This window comes from Bradyrhizobium sp. Leaf396 (genome assembly GCF_001424605.1).
GTDB lineage: Bacteria > Pseudomonadota > Alphaproteobacteria > Rhizobiales > Xanthobacteraceae > Bradyrhizobium > Bradyrhizobium japonicum_C.
Genome location: NZ_LMQJ01000006.1, coordinates 88173 through 102296, shown reverse-complemented (window position 1 = coordinate 102296; position 14124 = coordinate 88173). Strand labels below are relative to the sequence as shown.

General features: G+C 63.9%; 13 protein-coding genes. 7 read left to right on the top strand and 6 right to left on the bottom strand.

Going from position 1 to position 14124, the window contains the following annotated elements:
* Together ASG57_RS08230 and ASG57_RS08225 are read left to right on the top strand one after the other, a co-directional pair.
* On the top strand, positions 1-1209 hold the full coding sequence (locus ASG57_RS08230; RefSeq protein ID WP_024339134.1) for an acetyl-CoA C-acetyltransferase: 1209 nt from the start codon (positions 1-3) through the stop codon (positions 1207-1209).
* 18 nt (positions 1210-1227) lie between these two features.
* Positions 1228-3441 carry an FAD-dependent oxidoreductase gene (locus ASG57_RS08225; protein WP_057196020.1) on the top strand — a complete coding sequence of 738 codons (2214 nt, stop codon included), beginning with the start codon at positions 1228-1230 and terminating at the stop codon, positions 3439-3441.
* 366 nt (positions 3442-3807) lie between these two features.
* On the opposite strand, the gene ASG57_RS08220 is transcribed toward ASG57_RS08225, so the two are convergent.
* Together ASG57_RS08220 and ASG57_RS08215 are read right to left on the bottom strand one after the other, a co-directional pair.
* A complete protein-coding gene (locus ASG57_RS08220; protein ID WP_024339132.1) occupies positions 3808-4116 on the bottom strand; it encodes a hypothetical protein in 309 nt (102 codons plus the stop codon).
* Between the two features lie 112 nt (positions 4117-4228).
* On the bottom strand, positions 4229-4663 hold the full coding sequence (locus ASG57_RS08215) for a glutathione S-transferase family protein (protein ID WP_155248406.1): 435 nt from the start codon (positions 4661-4663) through the stop codon (positions 4229-4231).
* A gap of 73 nt (positions 4664-4736) precedes the next feature.
* Between ASG57_RS08215 and ASG57_RS08210 the strand changes: the two genes are divergently transcribed.
* The 3 genes from ASG57_RS08210 (at position 4737) to ASG57_RS08200 (ending at position 7474) form a co-directional block, all read left to right on the top strand.
* The gene (locus ASG57_RS08210) at positions 4737-5231 is read left to right on the top strand and encodes a MarR family winged helix-turn-helix transcriptional regulator (RefSeq protein WP_024339130.1); all 495 of its coding nucleotides are present in this window, start codon (positions 4737-4739) and stop codon (positions 5229-5231) included.
* Between the two features lie 100 nt (positions 5232-5331).
* On the top strand, positions 5332-6702 hold the full coding sequence (locus tag ASG57_RS08205; RefSeq protein ID WP_024339129.1) for a glutamate--cysteine ligase: 1371 nt from the start codon (positions 5332-5334) through the stop codon (positions 6700-6702).
* Between the two features lie 205 nt (positions 6703-6907).
* A complete protein-coding gene (locus tag ASG57_RS08200) occupies positions 6908-7474 on the top strand; it encodes a PAN domain-containing protein (RefSeq protein WP_024339128.1) in 567 nt (188 codons plus the stop codon).
* Positions 7475-7569: 95 nt separating this feature from the next.
* Here the strand turns inward: ASG57_RS08200 and ASG57_RS08195 are convergent, their stop codons facing one another.
* The 4 genes from ASG57_RS08195 to ASG57_RS08180 all read right to left on the bottom strand — a co-directional run bounded on the left by ASG57_RS08195 (position 7570) and on the right by ASG57_RS08180 (position 11096).
* Entirely contained in the window at positions 7570-8139 is a 570-nt protein-coding gene (locus tag ASG57_RS08195; RefSeq protein ID WP_024339127.1) for a nucleotidyltransferase family protein, read from the bottom strand.
* 116 nt (positions 8140-8255) lie between these two features.
* On the bottom strand, positions 8256-9035 hold the full coding sequence (lepB, locus tag ASG57_RS08190; protein ID WP_024339126.1) for a signal peptidase I: 780 nt from the start codon (positions 9033-9035) through the stop codon (positions 8256-8258).
* Entirely contained in the window at positions 9032-10459 is a 1428-nt protein-coding gene (gene tldD, locus ASG57_RS08185; protein WP_024339125.1) for a metalloprotease TldD, read from the bottom strand. Before tldD ends, lepB begins: the two co-directional genes overlap by 4 nt.
* A 106-nt stretch (positions 10460-10565) precedes the next feature.
* Positions 10566-11096: an invasion associated locus B family protein gene (locus tag ASG57_RS08180; RefSeq protein ID WP_024339124.1), complete on the bottom strand. Its 531-nt coding sequence runs from the start codon at positions 11094-11096 to the stop codon at positions 10566-10568.
* A 459-nt stretch (positions 11097-11555) separates the two neighbouring features.
* On the opposite strand from ASG57_RS08180, the gene coxB reads away from it, so the two are divergent.
* Positions 11556-12410: a cytochrome c oxidase subunit II gene (gene coxB / locus ASG57_RS08175; RefSeq protein ID WP_024339123.1), complete on the top strand. Its 855-nt coding sequence runs from the start codon at positions 11556-11558 to the stop codon at positions 12408-12410.
* 86 nt (positions 12411-12496) lie between these two features.
* Positions 12497-14122 carry a cytochrome c oxidase subunit I gene (gene ctaD / locus ASG57_RS08170; protein WP_024339122.1) on the top strand — a complete coding sequence of 542 codons (1626 nt, stop codon included), beginning with the start codon at positions 12497-12499 and terminating at the stop codon, positions 14120-14122.
* Positions 14123-14124: the final 2 nt, after the last annotated feature.

The following is a 14124-nucleotide window of genomic DNA, read 5'->3' as shown; positions in this document are numbered from 1 at the left end:
ATGCCTGAGGCATTCATCTACGATCACGTTCGCACCCCCCGTGGCCGCGGCAAGGCGGACGGCGCGCTGCACGAAGTCACTGCGCTGGCACTTGCCACGGTGCCGCTGAAGGCGCTGAAGGACCGTAACAACCTGCCGGAAGATTCGGTCGACGACGTCGTGCTCGGCGTGGTCGATCCCGTCGGCGAGGCGGGTTCCGACATCGCGCGCTTCGCCGCGCTGAAGGCCGGTCTCGGCGAAGCCGTGCCCGGCGTGCAGATCAGCCGCTTCTGCGCCTCCGGCCTCGACGCCGTGAACTTTGCTGCCGCACAGATCATGAGCGGCCAGCATGAGCTCGTGATCGGCGGCGGCGCCGAATCGATGAGTCGCGTCGGCATCGGCGCCTCAGGCGGCGCCTGGCCGATGGACCCGTCGATCGCGGTGCCGGCATATTTCATGCCGCAGGGCGTCTCGGCCGATCTGATCGCGACCAAGTACGGCTTCTCGCGCGACGACGTCGACGCCTATGCCGTGCAGAGCCAGCAGCGCGCGGCCAAGGCCTGGGACGAGGGACGCTTCGACAAGTCGGTCGTGCCGGTGAAGGACATCAACGGCCTCACCATCCTCGCCAAGGACGAGCACATGCGTCCCTCGACGACGATGCAGTCGCTGGCACAGCTGCAGCCGTCGTTCACGATGATGGCGCAGATGGGCGGCTTCGACGGCGTCGCAGTGCAGTCGCACCCGGAGATCGAGCGCGTCAATTACGTGCACCATGCCGGCAACTCCTCGGGCATCGTCGACGGCGCCGGCGCCGTGCTGCTCGGCAGCAAGGAAGCCGGCAGCAAGTACGGCCTGAAGCCGCGCGCAAAGATCCGTGCGTTCGCCAACATCGGCTCGGAGCCCGCGATGATGCTGACCGGTCCGGTCGACGTCACCGAGAAGCTCTTCGCGCGTTCGGGCATGAAGAAGACGGACATCGATCTGTTCGAGCTCAACGAGGCTTTCGCATCCGTCGTGCTCCGCTACATCCAGGCCTTCGACATCGACAACGCCAAGATCAACGTCAATGGCGGCGCCATCGCCCTCGGCCATCCGCTCGGCGCAACCGGCGCGATGATCCTCGGCACCGTGCTCGACGAGCTCGAGCGTACCAACAAGTCCACCGCCCTCGTCACGCTGTGCATCGGCGGCGGCATGGGCACCGCGACCATCATCGAGCGCGTGTAAGGGCAGGGAGCAACCAACATGTCGTACAAGAACTTCAAGGTTGAGACCGATTCCGACGGCATCGCGCTCGTCACCTGGGATATCCCGGGCCGTTCGATGAACGTGCTCGACGAGACCTCCACCAACGAACTCGAGGCGATCGTCAAGGCGACCACGGCGGATGCTGCGGTGAAGGGCGTCGTCATCACCTCGGCCAAGGAGGCCTTCTGCGCCGGGGCGGACCTCTCCATGCTCGAAGGCATGAACCAGGCCTACGCAAAAGTCTTCAAGGAGCAGGGCGAGACCGCGGCGAACCAGATGCTGTTCGACCAGAGCCGGCGCTTCTCGCAGGTGCTGCGCTCGATCGAAACCTCAGGCAAGCCCTGGGCGGCCGCGATCAACGGCCTCGCGCTCGGTGGCGGCTTCGAGATCACGCTGTGCTGCCACTATCGGGTCGCGGCGGAGAATCCCAAGACCCGCCTCGGCCTGCCCGAGGTCAAGGTCGGCTTGTTCCCCGGCGCCGGCGGCACGCAGCGGGTGCCGCGTCTTGTGCCGCCGCAGGACGCCATGACGATCCTGCTCAAGGGCGATCCTGTGACGGTGGAGAAGGCCAAGGCGCTGAATTTGATTCACGCCGTCGTTCCCGCCGCCGATCTCGTCAAGGCCGCGAAGGACTGGATCAAGGGTGGCGGCAAGGCCGTCGCGCCCTGGGACGAGAAAGGCTTCAAGCTTCCGGGCGGTCCGGTGTTCTCCAAGGCCGGCATGATGATGTTCCCGGCTGGCAACGCCATCTATCGCCGCGAGACTTACGACAATTACCCGGCCGCTCGCGCGATCATGAGCTGCGTCTATGAGGGCCTGCAGCTGCCGATCGATGCCGCACTGCGTGTGGAGTCGCGCTACTTCACTTCGGTGCTGCGATCCAAGGAAGCGGCGGCGATGATCCGCAGCCTGTTCCTGTCGATGCAGGAGCTCAATAAGGGCGCGCGCCGTCCGAAGGACGTGGCCCCGACCAAGGTGAAGAAGATCGCCGTGATCGGCGCCGGCTTCATGGGCGCGAGCGTCGGCTACGTCTCGGCCCGCGCCGGCCTCGACGTCGTCCTGATCGACCGCGACCAGGAGAGCGCCGACAAGGGTAAGGCGCATGCGCAGAAGGTGATCGAGGAGCAGATCAAGAAGGGCCGCGCCAAGCCTGCGGATGCCGAAGCACTGCTCGCGCGGATCACGCCGACCGCGGACTACGCCGCGCTGAAGGACGTCGATCTCGTCATCGAGGCCGTGTTCGAGGACCGCAAGGTCAAGGCGGACACCTTTGCCAAGGCGCAGCAATATCTCAAGCCCGACGTGATCTTCGCCTCCAACACCTCGACGCTGCCGATCACCTCGCTGGCCGAGAGCTTCAAGGACCAGGGCAAGTTCATCGGCATCCACTTCTTCTCGCCCGTCGAGAAGATGATGCTGGTCGAGATCATCCTCGGCAAGAACACCGGTGACGTCGCACTCGCGACCGCGCTCGATTACGTCCGCCAGATCGGCAAGACGCCGATCGTGGTCAACGACTCCAGAGGCTTCTTCGCCAACCGCTGCGTCGGCCGCTACGTCGCCGAAGGCAACGAGATGTTCCTGGAAGGCGTGCCGCCGGCGATGATCGAGAACTGCGCCAAGATGGCCGGCATGCCTGTCGGCCCGCTCTCGCTCTCGGACGAGGTCGCGCTCGACCTCGGCCTCAAGATCATGAAGGCGACGGAAGCCGATCTTGGCCCCAATGCCATCAATCCCGACCAGAAGAAGCTGATGGTGGAGATGGTCGAGAAGCAGGGCCGCCTCGGCCGCAAGAACGGCAAGGGCTTCTACGATTACCCTGAGAAGGGCAAGGGCCAGAAGAGCCTGTGGCCGGGCTTGTCAGCGCTGCAGCCGAAGCAACTCGACCCTGACACGCTCGACGTCGAGGAGCTGAAGCAGCGCTTTTTGGTGGTACAGGCGGTGGAAGCCGCGCGCACGGTGGAGGACCACGTCATCACCGATCCGCGCGAGGCGGATGTCGGCTCGATCCTCGGCTTCGGCTTCGCGCCGTTCACCGGCGGCACGCTGTCCTATATCGACTTCATGGGCACGAAGAAGTTCGTCGAGCTCTGCCGCAAGCTCGAGGCCAAGTACGGCTCGCGCTTCACGCCGCCGAAGCTGCTGGAGGAGATGGCAGCCAAGGGCGAGACCTTCTATGGTCGCTTCGCGCCGAAGAAGGCAGCGGCTTGAGTAGCACGTGTAGCGGGGATTGCGCTGCACGCTTTCATGGTGGCGCAGGAACGACAGGCAGGCCGGATCATCGATCCGGCCTTTCTGTTGTGCCGGCCTTCGCCTGCTAACCGGTTCCCTGCCGCACCAGCGCCGCTGCAGATCCTCGCTGCCGTCAGGCGCTCCGCACTGGCATCCCGCTTGCTAACGCATTCACAAGATGACCATTCGCATTGGAAGTGTCCCGCAATGAGCCTCACACCGTTTCAGGATGGTGCGGCCGGCGTGCGCGCAAGATATTCTCCGATGTTGGTCCTCGATCGGCCGCGCGCAGGTCCCAGAATCATGCGGCGGCGCAGAAAAATACCGTCCTGGATCGGTTGGGCCTTACTCGTTTTGACCGCCGATGTGGTTATGGCTTTGCTTGCCTGGTTCGCCGTTGGTTTCGTCCTGCATTGAGAGTTCTCCTCTGTACAGATGAAACGTCGCTGCGAGGTAGGCGAACTGGCCCATCATGAGGCAAGCGGTCACGATCGGAATACCCGCCCAAAATCCGAACTCCGAGCTCTGGAGCACGGTTGCTGCAACAATCGCAGTCGCCGGTGAAACGAGCAACAGAGCCCAGACCCGAAAGAACAGTCCCGTCGCAAGTCCCGCGATTCCGCTCGCGACCAAGAGAAGTAGTACGATCGTCACGATAGAATCCCAATTCAGCAGTCCGCGTTGCGGTTCCTAGCTGAAGTTGAGCCAACGAGATTGCTCTCACAAGGATGGTGACGACTGCGGAGCGGACAAGGCGGGGTTATTGTTAACCGGGACAATGCGTATCAAATTGACATCGCCACGCCGAGACGCGGGTCTTCAAGTCGGTATCTTTCAAGCCGGTATCTTGATGAACTGTCGGCCGCCGCAACTGCTGGTCCATGAGGTCGCCGTGGCCGGAACTTGTGCCCCACGCTGTCACGGGCGGTCTATCGGCGTTCATCTGGACAATCACCGGACCTTCGGTCACGATTTGATCGTTGTCGAGTCCCAGCGCCGGGAGCAGGTCGCTGGACTTCAGCTTCAGATCGTCCCCGCGATTTCGAGCTTCATGCGCCTCTGTCGACCTCGCCCCGCTCATATGACAATGCTGCTTCCAGAGCAGCAATGTGGGGGACAGCGAGCAGGCACCGGGCGAACGGGAGAGTTCGCGGTATTTGCGCCCGAGGCTTTTCTCGGCCGAAAGAGCAACTACATGCACCTGCTTTGATAGTCAAGATTGATGCAGCTGCATCAAATGAGGTAAGAGTCGGACGACGAGCTTGAGCGGGACCATGAAACGCAGACCATCGACCGAGGCAACGGCCGCCTGGATCCGCCTGATGCGGGTGCAGAGCCGCGTGCTCGATTGCGTCGAGCAGGACTTGAAGAAAGCCGGCTTTCCACCACTGGCCTGGTATGACGCGCTGCTCGAATTGTCGCGGGCGCCCTCGGGCGAACTGCGCCCGGTCGAACTCGAGCGGCAGATGCTGATCCCCCAATATTCCACATCGCGGCTGATCGACCGCCTGGTCGATGAGGGCCTTGCCTCGCGGCGCGAATGCAAGATCGACAAGCGCGGCCAGTTCGTGGAGATCACGGAAGCCGGCCGCGAGCTGCAGAAGCGGATGTGGGGCGCCTATTCCGCTGCGATCGAAAAATATGTCGGTTCGAAACTGTCAGATGCCGACGCCGTCAAGCTCAGCGGTCTGCTCGACCGCCTGGGCTGCTCGTGCGGCGAGATGAAACTGCCGCCCGCGGGCGCCAACGAAAGCATGCCGTCGCGATGATCGCGCGGCAAACCCGCTCGCCCGCGCACCCGGTGGGTTCGCGGACGATCCCTGTCACCCGCGCGCGTTCGGTCGAAGCGCCGTTTGAATAGAGTTTGAGATGGCGCGAGACCAGATCGATATGACGCCTCTGCAATCGCGCGACGAACTCGTCGCGTGGTTCGAGGCCGGCTGCAAGGACCCGTCGGAATTCCGCATGGGCACCGAGCACGAGAAGACGCCGTTCACGCTCGAAGGCCACCGTCCCGTGCCTTACGAAGGCGCACGCGGAATCGGCGCGCTGCTCGAAGGCATGAAGCTCCTGCTCGGTTGGGAGCCGATCATGGAGAAGGGCAACATCATCGGTCTCTACGACGTCACCGGCGGTGGCGCGATCTCGCTCGAGCCCGGCGGACAGTTCGAGCTGTCCGGCGCGCCGGTCGAGAACGTGCACCAGACCCAGAGCGAGTTGATGGCGCATCTTGCACAGGTGCGCGAGATCGCAACGCCGCTCGGCATCGGCTTCCTCGGGCTTGGCATGACGCCGACCTGGTCGCGCGCCGACATCCCGGTGATGCCCAAGGGCCGCTACAAGATCATGACCAACTACATGCCGAAGGTCGGTCAGTACGGCCTCGACATGATGTACCGGACCTGCACCGTGCAGACCAATCTCGACTTCTCCTCCGAAGCCGACATGGTCAAGAAGCTGCGCGTCTCGCTCGCGCTCCAGCCGGTCGCGACTGCGCTGTTCGCCAATTCGCCATTCACCGAAGGCAAGCCGAACGGCTTTCTCTCTTTCCGGTCCGAGATCTGGCGCGACACCGACAACGCCCGCGCGGGCATGATGCCGTGGGCTTTCGAGGACGGCATGGGGTTCGAGCGCTATGTCGACTACGCGCTCGACGTGCCGATGTATTTCGTCAAGCGCGGCGAGGAGTACATCGACGTGTCGGGCTCCTCGTTCCGCGCGTTCTTCGAGGGCCGCAACAACAATCTTCCCGGCGAGCGTCCGACGCTGTCCGACTGGGCCAATCATCTCTCGACGATCTTCCCGGAAGTGCGGCTCAAGCGCTATCTGGAGATGCGCGGCTCCGACGGGGGGCCATGGGGCCGCTTGCCGGCGCTGCCCGCCTTCTGGGTCGGAATCCTGTACGACGACGCTTCGCTCGATGCCGCCTGGGACCTGGTGAAGCACTGGACCGCACATGAACGTCAGGCTCTGCGCGATGACGTGCCGCGTCTCGGCTTCAAGGCGCGGATCAAGGACCGTTATCTCTTCGAGATCGCCAAGGAGTGCCTCGTTCTGGCTCATGCCGGCCTGCGGCGGCGCAGCCGGATCGACCAGCTCGGCCGCGACGAGACCCGGCACCTCGAGCCACTCGATCGCATCGTCGATTCCGGCAAAACTCCCGCGGAGGAAATGCTGGAGAAATTCAACGGTCCCTGGAAGGGTTCGGTGGAACCAGCCTATGTGGAGTACGCGTTCTAGGGCGCTGAATTGGATCGTGATCGCGGCTCAGGTTATTGTTTGAGCATGATCTTCTCCGAAACTCGCTGCACACTTCTCGGCATCATGCTCTCAACCTATAGGCCAACGAGCGGGACTTGAGCCGTTCATCGCCCGTACAGGTTTGCGGCGATCAAATGACCGGCCGAAAAACCTGAGCTTCGTCAATAACTCGAAAGCTGTTTCGATGCGGAAGGGCCGCCTATCCGGGGCCGTCATGGCCAGCGTCGTGGCATCTGCCGCGCTGCTTTCGCTCGCATTTGCGGGCGTGCCGGCGCTTGCCCAGACGGCGTTCGATCGGCCCGGTGGCGACTACTTCAGCACACCGGTCGCCTCGGGCGATCCCGAAGATTGCGCGCTGCTGTGCGAGCGCGACCGCCGCTGCCGCGCCTGGAGCTTCAGCTATCCCGACGTCGAAGGCGGGTCTGCCGTTTGCTGGCTCAAGAACACCGTGCCCGCACGCGTGCCGGGGAGTTGCTGTATCTCCGGAGTGCGCGGTGCGGGCGTGATTGAGCCGCGGATCGAGGGCGTCGAAACCTCGATCGACCGCCCTGGCGGCGATCTGCGCAACTTCGACTTGAAGGACGGGGAGGGTGTGGAGGTCTGCAAGGCTGCATGCACCGCCGACAACAAATGCCGCGCCTTCACCTATGCCCGCCCCGGCTACACCGGGCGCGAAGCGCGCTGTTTCCTGAAGAAGGAAATCAAGCCCCCGCGCCGCAAGGCGGGATTCACGTCGGGCGTGGTTCGTTAGTCGTCTCGTCCCCCGTACGTGCCGCGGCGCTTTTCGAGCTGCGTTGCAGAGCGCGGTCCACCCGGCGCCGGATTCGATGCGTCATGGATCCCGGCTCATGCGTCCGCCTCAATCACCGTCAGCTCCGGCCATAGCGCCTTCCATCGCGCGACCTTCGCCGCGTAATTGGCGGCGGAAAAATTCAGCGCCCGGTTGGGTCGTACGATCAGCTTTGCGATGTCGTCGAATCCGTGGGGCGCATAGACGTCGAACTCTCCACCTGAGGGCCGGATCCCCAGTTGCGTATTCTCCGTGAGGAACCGGTCGATACCGTCAGTCGAGCGCGCCAGCGGCGGATAGGGCAGGCCATGCTTGTCGGGGTACCATAAATGCACTCGCGCCTGGTTGCGGATCTCGACCTTGGCGCCGAGATGCGCAAGACGCGCATGCAGCCCGCGGATCACAGTGTCTTCCGCTTCCCACGAGGTATCGGGGTCAAAATAGAACACGTCGTAGTCGGCGATGCCGTGGCTGATCGCACGGCCGGTAAGCGCGTTCCAAACCGTCTGCACGAGGCAACCTGCGACAAGCCACGCATCGGGCAGCGCGAGCCGATCGAGTTCATCGACGATCGCGGCGTTGACCGGATTCTGCAGCGCCAACGCGAGGAATTCGTCGCGGGTCATTGGAAATCGCAGGGTAGGCTAAGATGCGCGCCCGGCGTCGTGCCACCATCTCTCAACGTTGCGACAGAAGCAGTGGGTACGCTTCGGGCCTTGCCATCCCATGATCGACGCTTCGATCAATGCACGGCGGTGAAGAACCGCGCCAGCCTGAAACCGGACAGCCAAGTCCACACCGGTTGGCTGCGCATGCCGAGATCCCAGGAGCCGACCACAGCGTCCGCACGACCGATCAGGTTGTCGATCGGCAGCAGGCCGACGCCGCCCGACCGCAGCGGCACACGGCTGTCGGCGGAATTGTCGCGGTTGTCGCCCAGCACGAAGAGATGGCCGGCCGGCACGGTCACTTCAGGCGTGTTGTCCAGCGGACCGCTGTCGCGCATCTTGAAGATCAAATGCGAAACACCGTTCGGCAGCGTCTCGACATAGCGGTAGGCGGGTTCGCTTCGGCCACGGTCGTCCTCGGCGGTGCCGATGCCATCGGGCTTCAGCTCGGCCGGACGGTCGTTGATGAAGAGCTGGCCCTGCCGCATCTGGATGCGATCGCCCGGCAAGCCCACGACGCGCTTGACCCAGGCCTGCGAGCGATCGCCGGGCCAGCGGAAGACCACGACGTCACCGAGTTTCGGTGTTTCCGCGAAGACGCGGCCGCTTTCGGGCAGGCTGATCTGGATCGGCAGTGACGAGGTGCCGTAACCATAGGGGAATTTCGAGGCGAGCAGCGCATCGCCGATCAAGAGCGTCGGCTCCATGGAGCCTGACGGCACATAGAACGGTTCGGCGAGCGCGCCCTTGGCGATGAAGACCGCGGCGACGATGCCGGCGAGCTGAGCAAGTTGCCCGGCCCAGCCGCTGCTCTTCCGCTTGGGGGTGGCAGTGACCTTCTCTTCAACGCTCATGCGCCCGTCCCACCCACGGTAATGCGTTCCATCAGCAGCGACGGCTGGCCAACGCCGACGGGCACGCCCTGGCCGTTCTTGCCGCAGGTTCCGATTCCGGTGTCGAGCGCAAGGTCGTTGCCGATCATGCGGATGCGATGCAGGTCGGTCGGGCCGTTGCCGATCAGCATGGCGCCCTTCAACGGGGCGCCGATCTTGCCGTTCTCGATCTTGTAGGCTTCCGTGCACTGGAACACGTACTTGCCCGAGGTGATGTCGACCTGGCCGCCGCCGAAATTCGCGGCGAACACGCCGTTCTTCACGGAGGCAAGGATTTCGGCCGGATCGCGGTCGCCGGCGAGCATGTAGGTGTTGGTCATGCGCGGCATCGGCACGTGGGCGTAACCCTGGCGGCGGCCGTTGCCGGTCGGCTTCATGTTCATCAGCCGCGCGTTCTGGCGGTCCTGCATGTAGCCGACGAGGATGCCGTCCTCGATCAGCACGGTACGATTGGTCGGCGTGCCCTCGTCGTCGATCGACAGCGAGCCGCGCCGCGAGGCGATCGTGCCGTCGTCGACCACGGTGACGCCCTTCGCGGCAACCTGCTGGCCCATCAGGCCTGCGAAGGCGGACGTCTTCTTGCGGTTGAAGTCGCCCTCGAGTCCATGACCGACCGCTTCATGCAGCATCACGCCGGGCCAGCCGGCACCGAGCACGACGTCCATTTCCCCCGCGGGGGCCGGGATCGATTCCAGATTGACCAGCGCCTCGCGCAACGCGCCATCGGCAGCCTCGCGCCAGGATTTCGTCTCGATGAATTCGGCATAGCCGGCGCGGCCGCCATAACCCTTGCTGCCGCTCTCCTGGCGGTCGCCTTGGCCCGCGACGACGGAAATGTTCACGCGCACCAGCGGACGGATGTCGCGATAGCTTTCGCCATCGGGGCGAAGGATCTCGACGACCTGCCAGGTCGCGCCCAGGCTGACGCTGACCTGCCGCACCCGCGGATCCTTGTCGCGCAAATAGGCGTCGATCTCGGCGAGCAGCTTGACCTTGGTCTCGAAGCCCGGCGCATCCAGCGGATTGTCGTCGCCATAGAGCCGCACATTGGTGTGCGGGGGCGGCGCGGCGAAGCTGCCGGAATAGCCGCCGCGCACGGCCGAAACTGCATCCGCCGCGCGCATCAGCGCCGGCAGGGACACGTCGGAGGAGTGCGCATATCCGACCGCATCGTCCTTGACGGCGCGCAAGCCGAAGCCCTGCGAGGTGTCGTAGGTCGCCTGCTTGAGCCGCCCATTGTCGAACATCAGGGCTTCGGTCTGGCTGTACTCCAGGAACAGCTCGCCGTCGTCGGCGCCCGAAAGCCCCCGCGCGATCTCGTGGCGAACCTGGTCGCGGTCGAGATTGGCGCGGTCGAGCAGGGAGGTTGTGGCAGGGTTGGTCATGCGTCCGTCCATTAGCCGGGGTATGTACGGCAAGATAATGATTTCGCGCCGGTTCCGCGAGGGCGCGAAGCCTCACATTACGGAAACAATAGGATTGCCCGCGACGCTACGGCAGCTTGTCATATCCCTCACCCAGCCCGTTCAGACTGAGCGGAAAGCCGATGCCTTCTTCGGGGGTCTCGAAGATGATGAAGGTCGCGGTCTTGGCGCTGCGCAGCTGGCCCAGCAGCTTGTCTTCCAGGACGACCTCGGCGACGCAGCCATTGGGCAGGCAGCGGACGAAGCCGGCGCGGCCGACATCCTGGTTGTCGAGCTTGAGGCCGAGGCCGGAGGGCAGGAGCACGCCGAGCGGGGCGACCACGCGCATCAAGCGGCTCTTCTGGTCGGCGGTCTTGAGCACGATCACGGTCAGGCCGGCATTGGAACGGTCCTCCGCCACCACGCTCTGGATCAGGGCGCATTGCTCGGTCTGGGCGCCGGGCGGGGTGTCGCAGCGGATCTGCCAGTCGCCATGGACGGAGCGGACCGCGCCTTGCGCATGAGCGAGGCCCGGGAGCGCCGGCAGGACGATCGAAGCCAGCAGGGCCAGCGCCGGGAGGCCGTTGGCCGGCCTTGCCATCGATCTCGAAAGCCCCATCGGGTCGGTCCCTCTGCTCGCCTGGCTCGCTCGTGCTTGGCGGACCAATCCGGCGCACTGATACGGGAATGACGGCGTCTTGAAGGCGATTCCCAAGCAAAATCCGCGCCGCCCACGCCGCCATCGCCCGCACGAATCAGGCTGCTGCGCGGCCATTCGCCTGTGCCTACCGCGAGCAATTCCGCTGTCAAGCCGCAGCATCCCGGCCAACGGTATTTTTGTCTGATGTTACTAGGAAATATCTTGCGGGTGATGGCTGACAGACGAAGCTCAAGACTGCATTGCGATAGATCAAGAATTATGGTTTGAGAGGCTTGATTTCGCGTTCTAGCGATCTGGCCCCAGTTCCTCTTAGAGGTATTCTTGCGTGGCGGTTTGTCAGACCGGCGGATCGAATAAGTGCTTCCCGCAAACAGGGGGATGCATCTGGGGTGATTTCGTAAGGGGAGCGCGAACGGCATGAGGATGTCGATGGGTCGGGTGGGCCGGCAATTGCTGGGATTGGCCACCATCTTCGTGGCGGTGGCTGGCATCATGCTGGCGACGGGTGGTGCGGCATTCGCCGAGCTCGGGCAGCCGGCGCCGTGGGAGTGGACGCTGCAGCAGTCCGGTTCCCCGGTGATGGACAACATCATCTGGTTCCACAACTTCCTGTTCGTGCTGATCACCCTGATCACACTGTTTGTCCTGGCGCTGCTCGTCATCGTGGTGGTCAAGTTCAACGCGCGGGCCAATCCGGTGCCGTCGCGGACCACCCATAACACGCTGATCGAGGTGGCCTGGACACTGGTTCCGGTGCTCATCTTGGTCGGCATCTCGGTGCCGTCGTTCCGGCTTCTGTTCCTGGAGCTCGACGTGCCGAAGGCCGACCTGACCATCAAGGCGACCGGCAAGCAGTGGTACTGGTCCTATGCCTATCCTGATAACGGCAAATTCGAGTTCGACTCGCTGATGGCGCAGGACAAGCAACCCCGCCTGCTCGGCGTCGACAACGAGATGGTGGTGCCGGTCAACAAGGTGATTCGGGTCCAGACGACCGGCGCCGATGTCATCCACGCCTTTGCGGTGCCGGCTTTCGGCGTCAAGATCGATGCCATTCCCGGCCGCCTGAACGAGACCTGGTTCAAGGCCACCAAGACCGGCATGTACTACGGTCAGTGCTCGGAGCTTTGCGGCAAGGACCACGCCTTCATGCCGATCGCCGTGCGAGTGGTGAGCGATCAGGAGTTCGCCTCCTGGGTCGAAGCGGCGAAGAAGAAATATGCGAGCGGCGGCACCAGCACCTACGCCTCCGCTGCTGGCCCGACGCAGTAGGCGTCGGGTGACGGCTTGAGGGACTGAAAGCGACAAAAGGGCGGGACCTCCAGAGGTCCGAACGGGACGCAAGGCAGGATTTGAAAATGGCAACGAGCGCAGCGGCACACGGCGATCACGCGCAGGCCCACGGACATGACGAGCACGCCCATCCGACCGGATGGCGGCGCTACGTCTATTCGACCAACCACAAGGACATCGGCACGATGTACCTGATCTTCGCGGTCATTGCCGGCATCATCGGTGCCGCGATGTCGATCGCGATCCGGGTCGAGCTGATGTATCCGGGCGTGCAGATCTTCCACGAGGCCCACACCTACAACGTGTTCGTGACCTCTCACGGCCTGATCATGATCTTCTTCATGGTCATGCCTGCGATGATCGGCGGCTTTGGCAACTGGTTCGTGCCGCTGATGATCGGCGCGCCCGACATGGCTTTCCCGCGCATGAACAACATCTCGTTCTGGCTGCTGCCGGCGTCCTTCGCGCTGCTGCTGATGTCGACCTTCGTCGAGGGCGAGCCGGGCTCCAACGGTGTCGGCGCCGGCTGGACCATGTACGTGCCGCTGTCGAGCTCTGGCCATCCGGGGCCCGCCGTCGATTTCGCGATCCTGGCGCTGCATCTTGCGGGCGCCTCGTCGATTCTCGGCGCCATCAACTTCATCACCACCATCTTCAACATGCGTGCGCCGGGCATGACCCTGCACAAGATGCCGCTGTTCGTGTGGTCTATCCTGGTGACGGTGTTCCTGCTGCTGTTGTCGCTTCCGGTGCTCGCCGGCGCGATCACCATGCTGCTCACCGACCGCAATTTCGGCACGACGTTCTTCGCGCCTGACGGCGGCGGCGACCCGGTGCTGTTCCAGCATCTGTTCTGGTTCTTCGGTCATCCCGAAGTGTACATCCTGATCCTGCCGGGCTTCGGCATGATCAGCCAGATCGTCTCCACCTTCTCGCGCAAGCCCGTGTTCGGCTATCTCGGCATGGCCTACGCGATGGTCGCGATCGGCGGCATCGGCTTCGTGGTGTGGGCGCACCACATGTACACGGTCGGCATGTCCTCGGCGACGCAGGCCTACTTCGTCGCGGCCACGATGGTCATCGCCGTTCCGACCGGCGTGAAGATCTTCTCGTGGGTCGCAACGATGTGGGGCGGCTCGATCGAGTTCCGCGCCCCGATGATTTGGGCGGTGGGCTTCATCTTCCTGTTCACGATCGGCGGTGTCACCGGCGTCGTGCTGGCGAACGCGGGCGTCGACCGCGTGCTCCAGGACACCTACTACGTCGTTGCGCACTTCCACTACGTGCTGTCGCTCGGCGCGGTGTTCGCGATCTTCGCCGGCTGGTACTACTGGTTCCCGAAGATGTCGGGCTACATGTACAACGAGACTTTGGCCAAGGCGCACTTCTGGGTCACCTTCGTCGGCGTCAATATGGTGTTTTTCCCGCAGCACTTCCTCGGTCTGTCGGGCATGCCGCGCCGCTATATCGACTATCCCGATGCCTTCGCGGGCTGGAATCTGGTCTCGTCGATCGGCTCCTACATCTCCGGTTTCGGCGTGCTGATCTTCCTGTACTGCGTGTTCGACGCTTTCGCCCGCAAGGTGCCGGCTGCCGACAACCCCTGGGGTGCGGGCGCGACCACGCTGGAATGGACGCTGACCTCGCCGCCGCCGTTCCACCAGTTCGAAGTGCTGCCCCGCGTGCAGTAAGC

Bases quoted from the DNA above. Each gene is read 5' to 3' on its own strand.
- tldD (WP_024339125.1), bottom strand. From the start codon at position 10,459: ATGACCAACCCTGCCACAACCTCCCTGCTCGACCGCGCCAATCTCGAC.
- ASG57_RS08195 (WP_024339127.1), bottom strand. From the start codon at position 8,139: ATGACCCGCGACGAATTCCTCGCGTTGGCGCTGCAGAATCCGGTCAAC.
- ASG57_RS08180 (WP_024339124.1), bottom strand. From the start codon at position 11,096: ATGGGGCTTTCGAGATCGATGGCAAGGCCGGCCAACGGCCTCCCGGCG.
- coxB (WP_024339123.1), top strand. From the start codon at position 11,556: ATGAGGATGTCGATGGGTCGGGTGGGCCGGCAATTGCTGGGATTGGCC.
- ASG57_RS08210 (WP_024339130.1), top strand. From the start codon at position 4,737: ATGAAACGCAGACCATCGACCGAGGCAACGGCCGCCTGGATCCGCCTG.
- ctaD (WP_024339122.1), top strand. From the start codon at position 12,497: ATGGCAACGAGCGCAGCGGCACACGGCGATCACGCGCAGGCCCACGGA.
- ASG57_RS08230 (WP_024339134.1), top strand. From the start codon at position 1: ATGCCTGAGGCATTCATCTACGATCACGTTCGCACCCCCCGTGGCCGC.
- lepB (WP_024339126.1), bottom strand. From the start codon at position 9,035: ATGAGCGTTGAAGAGAAGGTCACTGCCACCCCCAAGCGGAAGAGCAGC.
- ASG57_RS08225 (WP_057196020.1), top strand. From the start codon at position 1,228: ATGTCGTACAAGAACTTCAAGGTTGAGACCGATTCCGACGGCATCGCG.
- ASG57_RS08205 (WP_024339129.1), top strand. From the start codon at position 5,332: ATGGCGCGAGACCAGATCGATATGACGCCTCTGCAATCGCGCGACGAA.
- ASG57_RS08200 (WP_024339128.1), top strand. From the start codon at position 6,908: ATGCGGAAGGGCCGCCTATCCGGGGCCGTCATGGCCAGCGTCGTGGCA.